Consider the following 16525-nt stretch of genomic DNA (forward strand, 5'->3'; position numbering starts at 1 on the left):
GCGCGGCAGCAGCGCGTCCTCTTTCAAGCCGACGCCATGCCGTATCCCACAGTGAGCGTCAGGCGTGACTGAGATACTCGCGGCTGCAGATCGCAAGCCCATGCGCACGCTATGGCGCGATTTCGTCGGCACGCTGGTGCCGGCGGATGTGTCGACCATCGCGCTCTACGTGGGCTTGTCGCTGCTGGCCGCACTGGCCGGCAGCCTGGTCGCGGTCAGCCTGGTGCCGCTGGTGCAGCCTGGTCATGCCGTCCGCCTGGCCGGCTACGCGCTGGCTTCAGCGGATGGTCTGGCGATGCAGGTGGCGCTGTTTGCCGGTGTCAGCCTGGTGTTTGCCGCACTGCGCTGGCATGGCGCACGGCTGGCCGCACGGCTGACCAGCCGCTACGCGATCGGGTTGCGGCAGCGCGTGCATGCGGCGTTGATCGATACGCCGCTGCCGGCCCTGTCCGGTGCCAGCTCGGCGGAAATCGCCAATGTGCTGACCTACAACATCGAGATCGCCACCCAGGGCTTCAGTGCGGCCTTGCAGCTGCTGGTGGCCGGCATGACAGCTTTGGTGAGCATCTGCATCGCGGTCATGATCGCCCCCGCGTTGCTGATGGCGACGCCGCTGCTGCTGGCACTGGCGTGGCTGGGCTTGCGCATCTCCAGCAGCGACACCCAGGCGCGCATCAGCCGCGATTACGTGGCCGACATGACGCAGCTGTTCTGGTTGAGCGAAGATTTCCCGCGTCGCCTGCGGCATGTGCGTTCGTTCCAGCGCGAAGCGCTGGAAACCCGCCACTACGAGCGCATTTCGGCTCGGCTGGGGCAGGGCTATGCGCAGCAGCAGGCGCTGGTGGCGGGCAGCCGGCTGATGCTCGAGGCCACCGCAGTGGCTGCGATCGCCGGCATCCTGGTGCTGGCCAACCTGTGGCAGGGCGCGGACCGCGCTGCGTTGATCACCGTCAGCCTGCTGCTCGGGCGCCTGCTGCCGTATCTGGTCAGCACCCGGCAGAGCGTGCAGCAGCTGCGCTCGGCCTGGCCGGCGTTGCAGCTGTGGCGGCGCTATGTGGCGCTGGGCACGACGCGTCCGCCGGCGTCGGCCGCACCGGCACAACCGTTGCCGGCCGCCCTGCATCTCGAACACATCGGCCTGGCACCGCCGTTGCCCAGGCTCGCTCTCGATCCGCTGCTGTTGCTGCCCGGCGAACTGACCTTGGTCGTCGGTCCCTCCGGCATCGGCAAGAGCAGTCTGATGGACGTGCTCTCGGGTCAGACCACGCCTGCGCAGTTCACCGCGCACATGGCCGGGCGCCGGCTGGATTTCGCCGCGTATCGCGCCCTGGTGCGGCATGGCGCCTACCTCGGTCAGGGGGTGCGGCCGTGGCAGCGCACGGTCCGCGCCTGTCTGGACTGGGCATTGCCCGGCACCAGCGATGCACGCATGTGGCAGGTGCTGGCCGACGTCGGCCTGGGCGCGCGTCTGCAGCGCGCCGGGCAGGGATTGGATACCCCGATCAACGGCCCGGATGGGCGCCTGTCCGGTGGCGAAGCGCAGCGCCTGCTGCTGGCGCAGGTGCTGTTGCGCAAGCCGACCCTGGCGGTGCTGGACGAGGCCACCAGCGCACTGGATGCCGAGGCCGAACAGCAGGTGTTGTGCATGCTGCGGCAACGCCTGCGGCAGACCGTGCTGGTGGTGGTCTCGCATCGCACCAGCCTGGCCGCAGTGGCCGATCGCACGGTTGTCTTGGGCATTGCAGTGGCGGCGCAGACCGCTACCCGTGCCGATGCGGTTGCACGCTCAGACGCGTGATGTCACGTGGCGTGCTCGCGTCGGCGCCGCGATCAGCCGGCAATCTCTTCCAGCGCCCGATTGCGCGTGCGCGGGCCCAATAGCGCAATCACCCCGGCCACGATCGACATGCTGATCACGATAAAGGCCAGCACGCCATGGCTGCCGACCTGGGCGAGCAGCCAACCGATCAGCACGCTGCTCACCGCCGTGGAAAGGCGGCTGAAGGAATAGCAAATGCCCACCGCCCGCGCGCGCAAGCCGGTGGGGAACAGCTCGGCCTGATAGCCGTGATAGGCAAAGCTCATCCAGGCATTGCAGAACGCGATCATCGCCCCGCACAGCACCATGCCGATCGCCTGATGCTGCAGCGAAAACAGCACGCCGAACAGCACCGCGCCCAGGGCCGATGCGGTGATCTGCCATTTGTTCTCCCAGCGCTGCGCAAAGCGCAGCAACAGCAGCGGCGCCAGCGGGTAGGCCAGCGAGATCGCAAAGGAATACCCCAGGCTCCTGGTCACGCCGGTGCCTTGCGCCGAGATCAGTGCCGGCAACCAGTTGCCGAAGCCGAAGAAGCCGATCGCCTGAAAGATATGGAATACCACCAGCATGCCGATGCGCCCGCAATACGGCGCACGCCACAGCATTGCGGTCTGCATGTCGCCGGCCGGCGAGGGGGCAACCGGCTGCGGTGCGGCCAGGGGCGCACCCAGATCGCGCACGCAGCGCGTTTCGAGCTGGGTCAAGACCGCATCGGCTTCGGCATGACGTCCCTGCGCCGCCAGCCAGCGGGCGGATTCCGGCAACCGGCTACGCAGCCACCAGATCGCAAGCGCAAATACCCCGCTCAGCAGCACCACCCAGCGCCAGCCGCTCACCCCCAGCGGTGCATGCGGCACCAGCAGCCAGGCAGTCAGCGCCACCGCAGGCACCGCCAGAAACTGCACGAAGAATGCAAACGCGAATGCCGCACTGCGCATATGCCGCGGCACCAGCTCGGACAGATAGGTGTCGATGGTGACCAGCTCGATGCCCAGGCCGATCCCGACCACCAAGCGCAGCACGATGACCCCGGTGGCGGTGTGCTGCAGGCCCATCGCCACGGTCGCGGCGGTGTACCAGATCAGGGCGAAGGTGAACACCGGACGGCGCCCGAAGCGGTCGGCGAACGGACTCAGCAGGGCCGCGCCGACGAACAGGCCCAGAAACGTCGCCGCCGCGAACGCGGCCTGGTCGGACATGCCGAACGCGCCATCGGCAGCGCTGGCGAAGATGCCGTCGCGGATCAGCCCCGGGCTGATGTAGGCGGTCTGGAACAGGTCGTACAACTCGAAAAATCCACCCAGCGCGAGCAGGCCGACCAGCCGCCACAGCGTGGCGCTGGCCGGCAGCCGGTCGATCCGCGCGGCGATGTGCAGGGTGGCGGAAGCGGGGTCGAGCGGAGCGGTCGAAGCCATCGTCATGCAGGCGCTGCCAGTGCGGTGTCCATCATAGCCAGCAGCCCTGTCACCCGGCGCCCGCGCTTCGCGGTCAGGCAACTGCATTCGCAGGCGATCCGGCGAGCGCCAGACATCAACAGCCATCGCGCATGGCCCGAAGGCCCGCTCTCCGGGGCGCATGCATGGCTTGCACGCCATTGCCGCGCCTGCGTTGCAGCGCCTGTGCAACGAGGCGCGGGCCTGGGCACGGAGCGGGGGAGTGGCCAGCTGCAGATCCTCACGTTGTTTGACCACTGGAATGCTGTAATCCCCCCAGCGCCACCTGGGCAGGTGGCAAAGCCGCCTGGCCAGCCCCATCTCTTGCACATCATTCATTCCCCGGAGTCATCCGATGACGCCCATTTCCGTGCTCGACCTGGCGCCGGTCTGCGAAGGCAGCGACACCACCCACGCCTTCGCCAACATGCTCGATCTGGCCCAGCACGCCGAGCGCTGGGGCTACCAGCGTTACTGGCTGGCCGAGCACCACAACATGCCGGGCATCGCCAGCGCCGCCACCGCGGTGCTGATCGGCCATGTCGCCGGTGGCACCAAGACCATCCGCGTCGGCGCCGGCGGCATCATGCTGCCCAACCATGCGCCGCTGCAGGTGGCCGAACAGTTCGGCACGCTGGCCTCGCTGTATCCGCAGCGCATCGACCTGGGCCTGGGCCGCGCGCCCGGCACCGACCAGCCGACCGCGCGCGCCCTGCGCCGCTATTTCGACAGCGCCGACCATTTCCCGCAGGACGTGGCCGAGTTGCTGCGCTACTTCGCGCCGGTGGTGCCGGGGCAACTGGTGCAGGCAGTGCCGGGGGGCGGTCTCGACGTGCCGGTGTGGCTGCTGGGTTCCAGCCTGTTCAGTGCGCGGCTGGCCGCGGCGATGGGCTTGTCGTTCGCGTTCGCCTCGCATTTTGCGCCCGATGCGATGGACGAGGCGGTGGCGATCTACCGCCGCGAGTTCCGTCCGTCCGCGCAGTTGGCCAAGCCGCACGTGATGCTGGCCTTGAATGTGGTGGCTGCAGAGACCGAAGCGCAGGCACGCCGCCTGTTCACCACCCAGCAGCAGAGCTTCGTCAACCTGCGCCGCGGCAAGCCGGGCAAGATTCCCGCGCCGATCGACGATATCGACAGCTTCTGGCAGCCGCACGAGCGTGCCGGCGTGGAGCGTGCGTTGGCATGCACGGTGCTGGGCGATGCCGAGCAGATCGCGCGGGGCGTGGCCGAGTTCATCGAGCGCCACACCCCGGACGAACTGCTGTTCACCGCCAACATCTACGACCATGCCGCGCGTTTGCGTTCGTTCGAAATCGCCGCCATGGCCTGCCGCGAGCTGGACGTGACTCCTGCGTGATTCACGTCGCTTTGCGCGGCGATCCGCTCAGATGCATGCACCTCCATTGGGAACACCAGCATGCAATTTCAGGAACGCAGCGAGAGCATCAAGCAGTTGGCGGAATTGATCCGCGGCGTGGACATCGCGATGTTCACGACCGTGTCGGCCGACGGCAAGTTGGTGAGCCGGCCGTTGGGGACGCAGGAAGTCGAATTCGATGGCGACCTGTGGTTCGCCACCGCCGCCGACAGCCCGAAGGTGGCTGAAATCGCCGCCGATCCGCGCGTCAACGTGGCCTATGCCTCGGCCTCGAAGAACAGCTACGTCTCGGTCGCCGGTACCGCACGCGTGGTCGATGACCGCGCCAAGATCGAACAGCTGTGGTCGCCGGCGATGAAGGTGTTCTTCCCCGGTGGCAAGGACGACCCCAACCTGCGCCTGATCCATGTGCGCGCCGAGTCGGCCGAGTACTGGGATGGCCCGAGCGGGCTGCTCGGCAAGGCGCTGTACTTCGTGATGACGGCCGTGACCGACGATACCGGCAGCCTGTCGGACAACCGCGTGGTCGATCTGAAGTAACTGCGCTCAAGGTGCGCCGGCCGTCGCGTGCTCAGCGCCAGGCGGCCGGCCACCAACCGCGGATCAGGTCCAGCAACTGGTCCGAGGTGACGCCGAACACCGCCACCGAGATCAGCGCAGCGGCCCAGCCCACCAGCAGCAATGCGCCGTCGCGCTCGAGCAGGGCCAGCGCAAACAGCAGCAGGATCAGCCCGAAGATGTAGTTGGTGAACGGAATCGGCAGCGTCAACAGGATGCCGACCAGCACCAGCAGCACGCCGGTGACCATCTGCGCCGGCATCCGGTCCAGCATGCCGTGCAGGCGCGGCTTGAGCAGCCGGTCCAGGCGTTGCAGCGTCGGCGCAAGCCGCGCGACGAAACGCTGGCTGGTACTGCGGCGGGGCCCGCGATCGCCGATGAAACGCGGCACCCACGGCTTGCGCAGGCAGCACATCATCTGCAGCCCGATCAATACCGTCAGCGGGCCACTGATGCCGCCGGCCAGGCCGGGAATCGGAATGAACGACGGCAGGATCGCCAGGAACAGGAACACCCCGAATGCGCTCTGCTGCAGATCGGCCAGGATCTCGCGCACCCGCAGCACATGCTCCGGATCGCCCTCGCTGAAGGCCGCCAGCAGGCTACGGATGCCTTCGCTGCGATAGCGCATCTGCGCGCCGTCCGCTCCATCCGATGGCGGTACGCGGTTATCCGACGATGTCATCGCTGCCCTCGTCGCTGACGCGGCTCAGCAGCAGCTTGTCCACGCGTGCGCCATCCAGATCGACGATCTCGATGCGCCAGCCGGCCCAATCGAAGAATTCGCCCGCCTGCGGAATGCGCCCGAAGTAGTAAATGCACAGGCCGGCGAGCGTGTGGTAGTCGCCTTCATCAGCTTCCGGCAGTTCGGCGCCCAGCACTTCGCGCAGTTCCTCCACCGGCAGCGAGCCGTCGATCAGCAGCGAGCCGTCGGCGCGCGTGACCACCAGCGCATCCTCGTCGGTGTTTTCCACCGCCTGCAGGCGGCCGACCACCGCGCCCATCAGGTCGCTGATGGTCACCAGCCCGCGGATTTCGCCGTATTCGTCCACCACCAGCGCCATCGACTGCTGTTCTTCGCGGAAGATCTCCAGCAGCTTCATCGCATGCGTGGATTCAGACACGAACAAGGTGTCGCGCAGCGCCTGGAACAGCTGCGCGCCGTGTCCGTCCATGCGCGTGACCAGCGACTTGACCTCCAGCACGCCGGCGATGTCCTGGTCGCTGCCGCGGTAGACCGGATAACGCGAGAATTCGTGTTCGCGCATCACCAGCAGATTGCGTTCCGGCTCGGCATTGGCATCCAGCCAGGCGATGCGGTTGCGGGGCGTCATCAGGCTGTCGGCGGTGCGGTCGCCCAGCCGCATTACGCGGTTCATCATGTCGCGCTCGTGCGCATCGATCACGCCGGCCTCGTGGCTTTCGGCCACCAGCATGCGGATCTCCTCTTCGGTCACCGATGCCGATTCGTCCTTGCCCATGCCGAGCATGCGCAGCACCAGCCGGGTCGAGCGCGCCAGCACCCACACGCCGGGCGCGGCGATCTTTGCCAGCCACGCCATCGGCACCGCCACCACCCCGGCGATGTCCTCGGAGTTGCGCAGCGCCAGCCGCTTGGGCACCAGCTCGCCGAAGATCAGCGTCAGGAAGGTGATCAGGGCCACCGCCAGCGTGCTGCCGATCACCACCGAATACGGGCGCGGCTTGCCGACCAGCTCGAACGAGGCCGACAGCGCCGGGAACAGCCCCTGCAGCCAGCTGCTGATGGCCTCGCCGATCGCCTCGCCACCGAACACGCCGGTCAGGATGCCGATCAGGGTGATGCCGATCTGCACCGTGGACAGGAAGTTTTCCGGGCTTTCGGCCAGCGCCAGGGCGCGGGCGGCGCGCTTGCTGGAGCCGGCCATCTGCTTCAGCCGGCTCTTGCGCGAGGTCATCAGGGACATTTCCGACATCGCGAAGAAGCCGTTCAACAGGATCAGCGCGATGACGATCAGAAACTCAACCACGGGCGTCTTCCCCGGTCAGTGAAGGGGAGGGCGGGCGAGCACTGGGTTGGCCGGCGCGCACGGGGGCGGGGCGGCAACGGGGGAATATAGGGTCGTCTTCCATAGGGTGCACCCGAGGGCGCGGGAGCATGTTAGCAAACCACAGGGTGGTTCGAGCCGGGAAATGCCGATGTGAAGGCCGCCTGCGCCGCCGAGATACCCAGACAGGTCATGGAACGGTCATAATTCGCGCTTGGCGTCCGTCTCTCCCTCGACGGCAGGAAGTTTTCCACCCATGTTCTCGTTGCAGACCATCTTCGGCTCCGGCAAGCAGTTCTATGCGCTTCTGAACGAAGCGGCGCAGGCCGCCTACGACAGCACCAAGGCCTTGCACGCCATGATGCGCACGTCCGACCGCCAACCAGCGCTGGACGCCTTCAAGCTGGCCCGCCTGCGCGAACGCGCCGCCTCGGACAAGATCGGCCAGGCGCTGGTGGACAGCTTCATGACCCCGATCGAGCGCGAGGACATCGAAGCGCTGGGCTCGGCGCTGTACAAGATTCCCAAGCAGGTCGAGAAATTCGCCGACCGCTACTCGCTGGCCACCAAGCATCTGGAGCACATCGACTTTGCCCCGCGCGCGGCGATGCTGGAACAGGCCGCCGCGGTGGTGGTGGAGATGGTGGCCGACCTGCCGCAGATGAACATCGATCGCATGACCGCGCTCAACGACAAGCTGCGCATGCTGGAAAACGAGGCCGACCGGCTGATGCTCGAGCTGTATCGCGACATCTATTCCGGTCGCCTGGACACGCTGCAGATGTTCCTGCTCAAGGAATTCTTCGAGATTCTGGAGAAGGCCATCGACCGTTGCCGCGAGGCAGGGGTGGTGGTGTACCAGATCGTATTGAAGAACAGCTGAGGTCGCCGCGTGCTTACCCTAGTTCTGGTGGTGATCCTGGCGGCGTTGGTGTTCGAGTTCATCAACGGCTTCCACGACACCGCCAACTCCATCGCCACCGTGGTCGCCACCAAGGTGCTGTCGCCGGGCTGGGCGGTGATGCTGGCCGCCGGCATGAACCTGATCGGCGCGCTCACCGGCACCGCAGTGGCATTGACGATCGCCTCCGGCCTGCTCAACACCGAGGTGGTCGAAGTCACCCCGCAGGTGATCCTGTGCGCGCTGCTGGGCGGCATCATCTGGAACCTGATCACCTGGTGGAAGGGCCTGCCGTCGTCGTCCTCGCACGCCTTGATCGGCGGGCTGTGCGGCGCCGGCCTGGCCGCCGCGCACAACAACTGGAACGCCTTGATCTGGTCGGAGAACATCGGCAACTGGGCCAAGAACAAGGGCCTGTTGTGGAAGGTGTTCGTGCCGATGATCACCTCGCCGATCGCCGGCTTCCTGCTCGGCATCGTGGTGATGCTGTTGCTGTGGGCGATCATCGCCGGCATGGCCCGGCTGGGCGGGCCGATCGGGCGGCTGGCGCGTCCGCGCTGGGTCAATGCGTTCTTCGGCAAGGCGCAGATCGCTTCGGCCGCCTACATGGGCTATGCCCACGGCCATAACGACGCGCAGAAGACCATGGGCATCATCGCGATGACCCTGATCGGCGCGCAGTCGGCCGGTGCGCTGGACGATCTGCCGAGCTGGCTGTCGTTCCTGCATCCGGGCACCGGCCTGGCCGCGGGTGCCGGCATTCCGATGTGGATCGTGCTGACCTGTGCAGTGGTGATGGCCGCCGGCACCGCCTCGGGCGGCTGGAAGATCATCAAGACCCTCGGCCACAAGATGGTCAAGCTGCATCCCATCCACGGTTTTGCCGCAGAAACCAGCTCGGCCACCGTGCTGACCGTGGCCGCGCACTTCGGCATGCCGGTGTCGACCACGCACAGCATTTCCACCGCGATCATGGGCGTGGGCTTTGCCAAGAACCCGCGCTCGCTGCGGCTGGGTGTGATCGAGCGCATCGTCTGGGCCTGGATCCTGACCATCCCGGCCGCAGGCGGAGTGGCGTATCTGATCCTGCGCTGCTTCGAATGGTTCGGCTGGACCTGAGCGATGTCGCGCTGTGGTCACCTCGATGGGCGAGCATGCACGTCAACCGCGGCGTGCCCTGTTGCAGGCCGTCCCATTCGACCCTGATGTGCCAACGCGTCCTGCCTGAGGAAACGCGCCGATGATGCTTGCGCTGGTGTGCGTGCTGTTCTTGCTGTCCTGGCTGATCGGCCGCCGGCGCTGGCTGCGCAGTGCGCGTGCGCTGGCAGCGGCCACATTGGCGTTGCTGCTGCTGGTGGGCTGCGGCCCGTTGGCGAGCTGGATGCTGCACGGGCTGCAGCAGACCGGCGTCAACGATTTCAACGACTGGCGCGCGCGCAACATCATCGTGCTGCTGGGCGCGGGCACGGTGCGGCCGGATGGCCCCGACGCCACCGCCGAGGCCAACATGTTCGCCTACGGCCGCATCGTCGAGTCGGCGCGGCTGTACCGGCAGTGCCGTGCGCATGGCGGCGACTGCAAGATCGAGATCAGCGGCGGCGACGCGCGCGGGCTGGGGCTGTCCGAGGCGGTGGTGTATCGAAAGGTGCTGATCGGGCTGGGCATCGCGCAGGCCGATCTGATCATGGAGCCGTCCAGCATGAACACCTGGCAGAACGCGCAGTTCAGCCAGCCGTTGCTGCGCCAGTACCGCCCCGAGCGGGTGGTGCTGGTGTCCTCGGCCACGCATCTGCGGCGTGCCGAGCTGTACTTCCGCCACTTCGGCATCGACGCCACGCCGGTGCGCTCGGACTGGTTGACCGCGTCCTGGGCGTGGTTGCCGCAGAGCTACAACTTCACCGTGGCCGATGTCGCCTTGCACGAGTACCTGGGCATTGCGCGCTATCGCGTTTACGAGTGGCTGGGGTGGAATGTGGAGGCTGTTCGGGCTGGGGCGTTGTGAATGGGGAATGGGGAATGGGGAATCGGGATTCGAGATTCGAGATTCGGGATTCGTAGCAGCTGGTGCGCTGCTTGGTATGTGCGGCTGATTTGATTCAGCGGCGCCTGGTGCCCCTTCGGATTGGCGGTGCAATGCGTGTGCGCGGCGGTCGGGAGGGTGATTGCGCTGCTTGGTGGCAGCGTGGCTGGTTGCGCGTTTAGTTGCCGCTGGCGTGATGCATCGCCCGCCGCGTGTGCGGCCGGCGATGGTGGTGCTCAGCGGGTTTCGTACATCGTCTTGACGTCGTTGCGGAATGCGGCCTGGCTGTCGGTGCGGTTGTAGAACATGTGGCCGCCGGGATATTCGCGCACCTGTACGCGCTTGGGGTCGCTGCCCATCGTCGGCATCTGGTCCACCGTCAGCACCGAGCCCATGAACGGGCAGGAGAGGTCGTTCCAGCCATGCGCGATCAACACACGTAGCTTGGGGTCGATCGCCACCGACTGGCGCAGCTGGGTGACCGCGCCCTTGCGCAGTTCGTCGTTCCAGTCCCATAGCGTGTTGACGTCGTAATTGAGCGCCTGATAACGCGCATCGACCTTCCAGCCAACCACGCGGGTGACGAAGTCCACCATCGCGGTGGTGGTCGGCGCGATGATGCTGTCCAGCAGCGGGTCGTTGGCGCGCTGCTCGGGATCGTTGGGGAAGGGGTCGAACGCGGTCACGTTGGCGTCGTAGCGGCTGCCCAGCTCGCCCTTGTCGCGGAACACTTCGCGCAGATACGCCTGGGTCTCCAGGCGCCCGCCGGAGCGGCGCACATAGGTCGCGTCCAGCCCGGTCATGCGGGTGACCTGCTGCAGCATCGCCTCGGTCGCCTGCGGGTCGGTGCGGCCCCTCATCAGCGCCACCGCGTAGTCGCCGCGGGTGTAATCGATCACCTGGCGCATCGCCGTGTCGCTGAGCTGGCCCTGGCGTTCCAGGTGTGCGGCGGCGATCGAGGGCAGCGTCATCATCCAGGCCAGCGGCGACACATCGCTGTTGTCGTCGAGGGTGGGATTGAGATACGGCGACACCAGCACCACGCCGTTCATCGCCACGCCCAACCGGGTCTGCAGGTACTGGGTGATGCGCGGGCCGCGGAAGCCGCCGTAGCTTTCGCCGACCAGGTACTTGCGTGCCTGCAGGCGGCGGTTCTTCAGCAGCCAGTCGTAGACCACACGCGAGAGATATTCCACGTCGGCCTGCGGGTTGTAGAACTGTTTTTTGGCCTCGTCGTCGCCGATCAGGGCGCGGCTGAAGCCGGTGCCGACCGGGTCGATGAACACCAGGTCGGTGAAGTCCAGCCAGGTGCCGGGGTTATCGCGCAGCGCCGCCGGCGCGGAGGCGCTGTCGCCTTCGGCGCCGAAACCGACCACCTTGGGTCCGATCGCGCCCATGTTCAGATACACCGACGACGCACCGGGGCCGCCATTCAGCGCGAAGGTCACCGGGCGGTCCTTGCCATCGACGGTGTAGGCGGTGAACACCACCTCGCCGGTGGTCTTGCCCTGCGCATCGCGCACCGGCAGCGTGCCGACGGTTGCGGTGTAACTCAGCGTGCGCCCGCCCACGCGGGTGCTTTGCCGCACGCTGGCATCGGCCGGCAGTGGCGCGGGTTCGGCGGCCGCGGCATCGGATTTGGTGTCGGTTTTTGCAGCGTTCTTGTCGGGCGCGTCGGCCAGCGCGGTTCCGCTGAGCAGGGCGCAGGCCAGCAGGCTGGCACGGAGGAAGCAGGGCATGAGCATCGGAAGGTTCGGCAGGGGAGCGACGATGCTAGGCCGCCGATGGCGTCGGATGGATGTGCACAAAGGCATGTGTGTCGCGTTGGCCGACGTGGCCTGCCTGGCTAGAAGCAGCATGTGCCACTGCAGGCAGCCGTCTGAGCCGAAGGGTGGGGATCGGCTTCACCCTCACCCCAACTTCCGCTTCGCCCCCCCGGGCCCGGGCTGGCAGTGCGGGCGCTTGAAGAGGCCTGCGCACGCAGTGCCTTCTCGCCCCGCTGAGGGGGGCGACGCTTTCGCTGCTTGGTGTTTTCAGACTTTCAGCGAACTCAAACCTCCAGCGACGCCAGATCGCCCTTGGTCTCCAACCACTGCTTGCGATCGCCGGCGCGCTTTTTCGCCAGCAGCATGTCCATCAGCGAGCGGGTCTGTTCGCCATCGTCGATGGTCAGCTGCACCAGGCGACGCGTATCCGGGTGGATGGTCGATTCGCGCAGCTGTTGCGGATTCATCTCGCCCAGGCCCTTGAAGCGGGTGACGCTGACCTGGCCCTTGAGCTTCTCGCGCGCGATCTTGTCCAGCAGCGTGGTCTTTTCCTCTTCGTCCAGCGCGTAGAACACCTGCTTGCCCACGTCCACGCGGAACAGCGGCGGCATTGCCACGAACACGTGGCCGGCCGCGACCAGCGCAGGGAAATGCTGCAGGAACAGCGCGGTCAGCAAGGTCGCGATATGCAGGCCGTCGGAGTCCGCATCGGCCAGGATCACCACCTTGCCGTAACGCAGCCCGGTGATGTCGTCCTTGCCCGGGTCGCAGCCGATCGCGATCGCCAGGTTGTGCACTTCCTCGGAGGCCAGCACGCTGCCCGATGCCACTTCCCAGGTGTTGAGGATCTTGCCGCGCAGCGGCAGGATCGCCTGGAAGTCCTTGTCGCGGGCCTGCTTGGCCGAGCCGCCGGCCGAGTCGCCCTCGACCAGGAACAGTTCGGTGCGCGACAGATCCTGGCTGATGCAGTCGGCCAGCTTGCCGGGCAGGGCCGGACCCTGGGTGACCTTCTTGCGGACGATCTGCTTTTCGGTCTTCAGGCGCGCACTGGCGCGGTCGATGGCGATCTGCGCGATCTTCTCGCCGATCTCCACGTTCTGATTCAGATACAGGCTGAAGGCATCGTGCGCGGCGCCTTCGATGAAGCCGGCGGCCTGGCGCGAGGACAGGCGTTCCTTGGTCTGCCCGGAGAACTGCGGGTCGGTCATCTTCAGGCTGAGCACGAAGGTGACCCGGTCCCATACGTCTTCCGGCGCCAGCTTGACCCCGCGCGGCAGCAGGTTGCGGAAGTCGCAGAACTCGCGCAACGCATCGGTCAGGCCCGAACGCAGGCCGTTGACGTGGGTGCCGTGCTGCGCGGTCGGGATCAGGTTGACGTAGCTTTCCTGCACCAACTCGCCTTCCGGCACCCAGGCCGCGGCCCAGTCGACGATCTCGGTGTCCTTCTTCAGGCTGCCCACAAACAGGTCGGCCGGCAGCATCTCGTGCGCGGCCATCTCGCCCTTGAGGTAGTCGCGCAGGCCGTTCTCGAAGTACCAGCTGTCCTGCTCGCCGGTGGCCTCGTCGTGGAGCTTCACAGTCAGGCCCGGGCACAGCACCGCCTTGGCGCGCAGCAGATGGCGCAGCGCGCGCACGTTGAACTTGGGGGTGTCGAAGTACTTCGGATCGGCCCAGAAGCGCAGGCGCGTGCCGGTGTTCTTCTTGCCGACGGTGCCGACCACTTCCAGCTTGGAGGCGGCGTGGCCGTCGCGGAACTCCATGCGGTGCTCGCTGCCTTCGCGCTTGATGAACAGCTCGACCTTGGTCGACAGCGCATTGACCACGCTCACGCCCACGCCATGCAGGCCGCCGGAGAAGGTGTAGTTGCGGTTGCTGAACTTGCCGCCGGCATGCAGCCGGGTCAGGATCAGCTCGACACCGGGAATCTTTTCTTCCGGGTGCATGTCCACCGGCATGCCGCGGCCGTCGTCGGACACCTCGCAGCTGCCGTCCTTGTACAGGGTCACTTCGACCTGCCTGGCGTGACCGGCCAGCGCCTCGTCGACCGAGTTGTCGATCACTTCCTGCGCCAGATGGTTCGGGCGCGCAGTGTCGGTATACATGCCAGGGCGGCGTTTGACCGGGTCCAGGCCCGACAGCACTTCAATATCGGCGGCGTTATAACGGGTGTTCATGCATCTCGTTGGCACGTGAAACGACGCGCAAGTGTGGGGGTTGGGCCGATTTTTTGCACGCGACAGGCGTTCAGTGCAGGGCGGGGTGCGGCTGGATACCCTGGCGTTGGATTCGGAACCAAACGTCCCCACCTGAGGATGTCACCGAACCCGGAGGACACCATGAAGTTCAAGCACATCCTGATGCTCACCCTCGGTGCTGCCGCAGTGGCCGCGCTTCCTGCCATGGCCCAGGCCGCTCCTCAGCAGACCGGGCAGGGCGCCGGCGCCAGCGCGCAGAAGGCCGATGACGCCAAGGCCAAGACCGAAGCCGAGCGCAAGGCCGAGCGCCGCGCCGCTGCTGCGGCACACAAGCCCAAGGCCGACGCCGCCACGCGCGAGGAAGAGGAAGAAGAAAAGCCGGCGCGCTGATTCCATCGCGCGACGGCATAACGCCACACGGACGCCCCGGCCTTGGTCGGGGCGTCTGCATTTGCGCGCCAGGCGCAGCGCGTTTTTCGCCGCTGTGACGACATGATCGTCACGCAACCCTTGGGCATTCGCCCGACACCCGCTAAACTATGGCTTTCCGGGAGGCTTCAAGCCCCATGACCCCCCTGATTTTTGTTACCGGCGGCGTAGTGTCCTCGCTAGGCAAGGGCATAGCCGCCGCTTCGCTTGCCTCCATTCTGGAAGCGCGTGGCCTGAAGGTCACGATGATGAAGCTGGACCCGTACATCAATGTGGACCCGGGCACGATGAGCCCGTTCCAGCATGGCGAGGTCTACGTCACCGACGACGGCGCCGAGACCGATCTGGATCTGGGTCACTACGAGCGCTACGTGCGCACGCGGCTGTCGCGCAAGAACTCGGTCACCACCGGCCGGATCTACGAGAACGTGATCCGCAAGGAGCGTCGCGGCGATTACCTGGGCGCCACCGTGCAGGTGATCCCGCATATCACCGACGAGATCCGCCGTTGCATCGACGAGGCCACCGCCGGGTTCGACGTGGCGCTGATCGAGATCGGCGGCACCGTCGGCGATATCGAGTCGCTGCCGTTCCTGGAAGCGATCCGCCAGGTGCGCACCGAGCGTGGTGCCGAAAAGGCCATGTTCATGCACCTCACCCTGGTGCCGTACATCGCCGCCGCCGGTGAGTTGAAGACCAAGCCGACCCAGCATTCGGTCAAGGAACTGCGCTCGATCGGCATCCAGCCGGACGTGCTGCTGTGCCGTTCCGAGCAGGCGGTACCGGATTCGGAGCGCCGCAAGATCGCGCTGTTCACCAATGTCTCCGAGCGCGCGGTGATCAGCTGCCCCGATATCGACGTGCTGTACGGCATGCCGCTGGAGCTGCGTCGCCAGGGCCTGGACGAACTGGTCATCGATCAGTTCAAGCTGCGCGACAAGGTGGCTGCGCCCGACCTGTCCGAATGGGCTGCGGTGGTGGATGCGGTCAAGCACCCGCTGGACGAGGTCACCATTGCGGTGGTCGGCAAGTACGTCGACCACCAGGACGCCTACAAGTCGGTGGCCGAAGCGCTGCGTCACGGCGGTCTGCGCCAGCGCACCAAGGTCAACCTGAAGTGGCTGGAAGCGCAGGATCTGGAAGGCAGCGACATGGCTGCGCTGCAGGATATCGACGGCATCCTGGTGCCGGGCGGCTTCGGCGACCGTGGTTTCGAAGGCAAGGTGCTCACCTCCAAGTACGCGCGCGAGCACAAGGTGCCGTACTTCGGCATCTGCTATGGCATGCAGGCGGCGGTGGTGGACTATGCCCGCCACGTGGCCGATCTGGACGCAGCCAATAGCACCGAGAACGATCGCCAGTCGCCGCACCCGGTGATCGGCCTGATCACCGAATGGCGCACCGCCACCGGCGAAGTGGAAAAGCGCGACGAGAAGTCCGACCTGGGCGGCACCATGCGGCTGGGTCTGCAGGAGCAGCGGCTCAAGCCGGGCACGCTGGCGCGCGAGGTGTACGGCAAGGACGTGGTCGCCGAGCGTCACCGTCACCGCTACGAGTTCAACAACCGCTACCGCACCCAGCTGGAAGACGCCGGCCTGGTGATCTCCGGCAAGTCGATGGACGACACGCTGGTGGAGATGGTGGAGCTGCCGCGCGATGCGCACCCGTGGTTCCTGGCCTGCCAGGCGCATCCGGAATTCCTGTCCACCCCGCGCGACGGGCATCCGCTGTTCATCGGCTTCGTGCGCGCTGCGCGCGAGAAGAAGGCGGGCGGAAAACTGCTGAAGGAAGCGCGTGCCTGAGCCACTCCTTCTCCCGTCGGGAGAAGCTGGCGCGCAGCGCCGGATGAGGGGCGTCGCAACGCACCGGAAGATGGCCGCCATGACGAACGCGTCGCCACGCGTCAGCCAGGGCAAACCATCGCACTTCAGCAGCGCTTCGCAACCGTACCCGCACACCAGCCCCTCTCCCGACGGGAGAGGGGCTTTAATCAATAGGT

Annotated in this window: 13 protein-coding genes; 8 read left to right on the top strand and 5 right to left on the bottom strand. The window is 66.6% G+C overall.

Annotated features, from left to right (window positions below; translation table 11 throughout):
* Positions 1 to 100 precede the first annotated feature (100 nt).
* Complete coding sequence (locus ABQ137_RS09370; RefSeq protein WP_349782150.1) at positions 101 to 1798, top strand: ATP-binding cassette domain-containing protein; 1698 nt, start codon at positions 101 to 103, stop codon at positions 1796 to 1798.
* A 32-nt stretch (positions 1799 to 1830) separates the two neighbouring features.
* Here ABQ137_RS09370 and ABQ137_RS09375 read toward each other — a convergent pair whose 3' ends face one another.
* Positions 1831 to 3240, bottom strand: coding sequence for an MFS transporter (locus ABQ137_RS09375; RefSeq protein WP_349782152.1), 1410 nt, complete (start codon positions 3238 to 3240; stop codon positions 1831 to 1833).
* 367 nt (positions 3241 to 3607) lie between these two features.
* Between ABQ137_RS09375 and ABQ137_RS09380 the strand changes: the two genes are divergently transcribed.
* Positions 3608 to 4609 (top strand): LLM class flavin-dependent oxidoreductase, encoded by a 1002-nt coding sequence (locus ABQ137_RS09380; RefSeq protein ID WP_039527837.1) that lies wholly within the window; start codon positions 3608 to 3610, stop codon positions 4607 to 4609.
* A 60-nt stretch (positions 4610 to 4669) separates the two neighbouring features.
* Positions 4670 to 5170 carry a pyridoxamine 5'-phosphate oxidase family protein gene (locus ABQ137_RS09385; protein ID WP_016902069.1) on the top strand — a complete coding sequence of 167 codons (501 nt, stop codon included), beginning with the start codon at positions 4670 to 4672 and terminating at the stop codon, positions 5168 to 5170.
* Between the two features lie 31 nt (positions 5171 to 5201).
* On the opposite strand, the gene ABQ137_RS09390 is transcribed toward ABQ137_RS09385, so the two are convergent.
* Both ABQ137_RS09390 and ABQ137_RS09395 read right to left on the bottom strand, forming a co-directional pair.
* Positions 5202 to 5873, bottom strand: coding sequence for an exopolysaccharide biosynthesis protein (locus tag ABQ137_RS09390; protein ID WP_184614305.1), 672 nt, complete (start codon positions 5871 to 5873; stop codon positions 5202 to 5204).
* Complete coding sequence (locus tag ABQ137_RS09395) at positions 5857 to 7197, bottom strand: hemolysin family protein (RefSeq protein ID WP_016902067.1); 1341 nt, start codon at positions 7195 to 7197, stop codon at positions 5857 to 5859. Before ABQ137_RS09395 ends, ABQ137_RS09390 begins: the two co-directional genes overlap by 17 nt.
* Before the next feature lie 274 nt (positions 7198 to 7471).
* Here ABQ137_RS09395 and ABQ137_RS09400 point away from each other — a divergent pair, with 274 nt between their 5' ends.
* The 3 genes from ABQ137_RS09400 (at position 7472) to ABQ137_RS09410 (ending at position 10118) form a co-directional block, all read left to right on the top strand.
* A complete protein-coding gene (locus tag ABQ137_RS09400) occupies positions 7472 to 8098 on the top strand; it encodes a DUF47 domain-containing protein (protein WP_016902066.1) in 627 nt (208 codons plus the stop codon).
* Positions 8099 to 8107: 9 nt separating this feature from the next.
* Entirely contained in the window at positions 8108 to 9235 is a 1128-nt protein-coding gene (locus ABQ137_RS09405; RefSeq protein WP_024939559.1) for an inorganic phosphate transporter, read from the top strand.
* Between the two features lie 121 nt (positions 9236 to 9356).
* On the top strand, positions 9357 to 10118 hold the full coding sequence (locus ABQ137_RS09410; RefSeq protein ID WP_349782155.1) for a YdcF family protein: 762 nt from the start codon (positions 9357 to 9359) through the stop codon (positions 10116 to 10118).
* A 254-nt stretch (positions 10119 to 10372) separates the two neighbouring features.
* Here ABQ137_RS09410 and ABQ137_RS09415 read toward each other — a convergent pair whose 3' ends face one another.
* Entirely contained in the window at positions 10373 to 11875 is a 1503-nt protein-coding gene (locus ABQ137_RS09415) for a S10 family peptidase (protein WP_349782157.1), read from the bottom strand.
* A 311-nt stretch (positions 11876 to 12186) separates the two neighbouring features.
* Positions 12187 to 14076: a DNA topoisomerase IV subunit B gene (gene parE, locus ABQ137_RS09420; protein ID WP_046342354.1), complete on the bottom strand. Its 1890-nt coding sequence runs from the start codon at positions 14074 to 14076 to the stop codon at positions 12187 to 12189.
* A gap of 162 nt (positions 14077 to 14238) precedes the next feature.
* On the opposite strand from parE, the gene ABQ137_RS09425 reads away from it, so the two are divergent.
* Together ABQ137_RS09425 and pyrG are read left to right on the top strand one after the other, a co-directional pair.
* Positions 14239 to 14487: a hypothetical protein gene (locus ABQ137_RS09425; RefSeq protein WP_024939563.1), complete on the top strand. Its 249-nt coding sequence runs from the start codon at positions 14239 to 14241 to the stop codon at positions 14485 to 14487.
* Between the two features lie 176 nt (positions 14488 to 14663).
* Positions 14664 to 16328 carry a CTP synthase gene (gene pyrG, locus ABQ137_RS09430; RefSeq protein ID WP_024939564.1) on the top strand — a complete coding sequence of 555 codons (1665 nt, stop codon included), beginning with the start codon at positions 14664 to 14666 and terminating at the stop codon, positions 16326 to 16328.
* Positions 16329 to 16525 lie beyond the last annotated feature (197 nt).

The sequence above is a fragment of the Xanthomonas sp. WHRI 8393 genome, from assembly GCF_040203315.1.
Taxonomy (GTDB): Bacteria; Pseudomonadota; Gammaproteobacteria; order Xanthomonadales; family Xanthomonadaceae; genus Xanthomonas; species Xanthomonas arboricola.

Bases quoted from the DNA above. Each gene is read 5' to 3' on its own strand.
- ABQ137_RS09370 (WP_349782150.1), top strand. From the start codon at position 101: ATGCGCACGCTATGGCGCGATTTCGTCGGCACGCTGGTGCCGGCGGAT.
- ABQ137_RS09375 (WP_349782152.1), bottom strand. From the start codon at position 3,240: ATGACGATGGCTTCGACCGCTCCGCTCGACCCCGCTTCCGCCACCCTG.
- ABQ137_RS09380 (WP_039527837.1), top strand. From the start codon at position 3,608: ATGACGCCCATTTCCGTGCTCGACCTGGCGCCGGTCTGCGAAGGCAGC.
- ABQ137_RS09385 (WP_016902069.1), top strand. From the start codon at position 4,670: ATGCAATTTCAGGAACGCAGCGAGAGCATCAAGCAGTTGGCGGAATTG.
- ABQ137_RS09390 (WP_184614305.1), bottom strand. From the start codon at position 5,873: ATGACATCGTCGGATAACCGCGTACCGCCATCGGATGGAGCGGACGGC.
- ABQ137_RS09400 (WP_016902066.1), top strand. From the start codon at position 7,472: ATGTTCTCGTTGCAGACCATCTTCGGCTCCGGCAAGCAGTTCTATGCG.
- ABQ137_RS09410 (WP_349782155.1), top strand. From the start codon at position 9,357: ATGATGCTTGCGCTGGTGTGCGTGCTGTTCTTGCTGTCCTGGCTGATC.
- ABQ137_RS09415 (WP_349782157.1), bottom strand. From the start codon at position 11,875: ATGCCCTGCTTCCTCCGTGCCAGCCTGCTGGCCTGCGCCCTGCTCAGC.
- parE (WP_046342354.1), bottom strand. From the start codon at position 14,076: ATGAACACCCGTTATAACGCCGCCGATATTGAAGTGCTGTCGGGCCTG.
- ABQ137_RS09425 (WP_024939563.1), top strand. From the start codon at position 14,239: ATGAAGTTCAAGCACATCCTGATGCTCACCCTCGGTGCTGCCGCAGTG.
- pyrG (WP_024939564.1), top strand. From the start codon at position 14,664: ATGACCCCCCTGATTTTTGTTACCGGCGGCGTAGTGTCCTCGCTAGGC.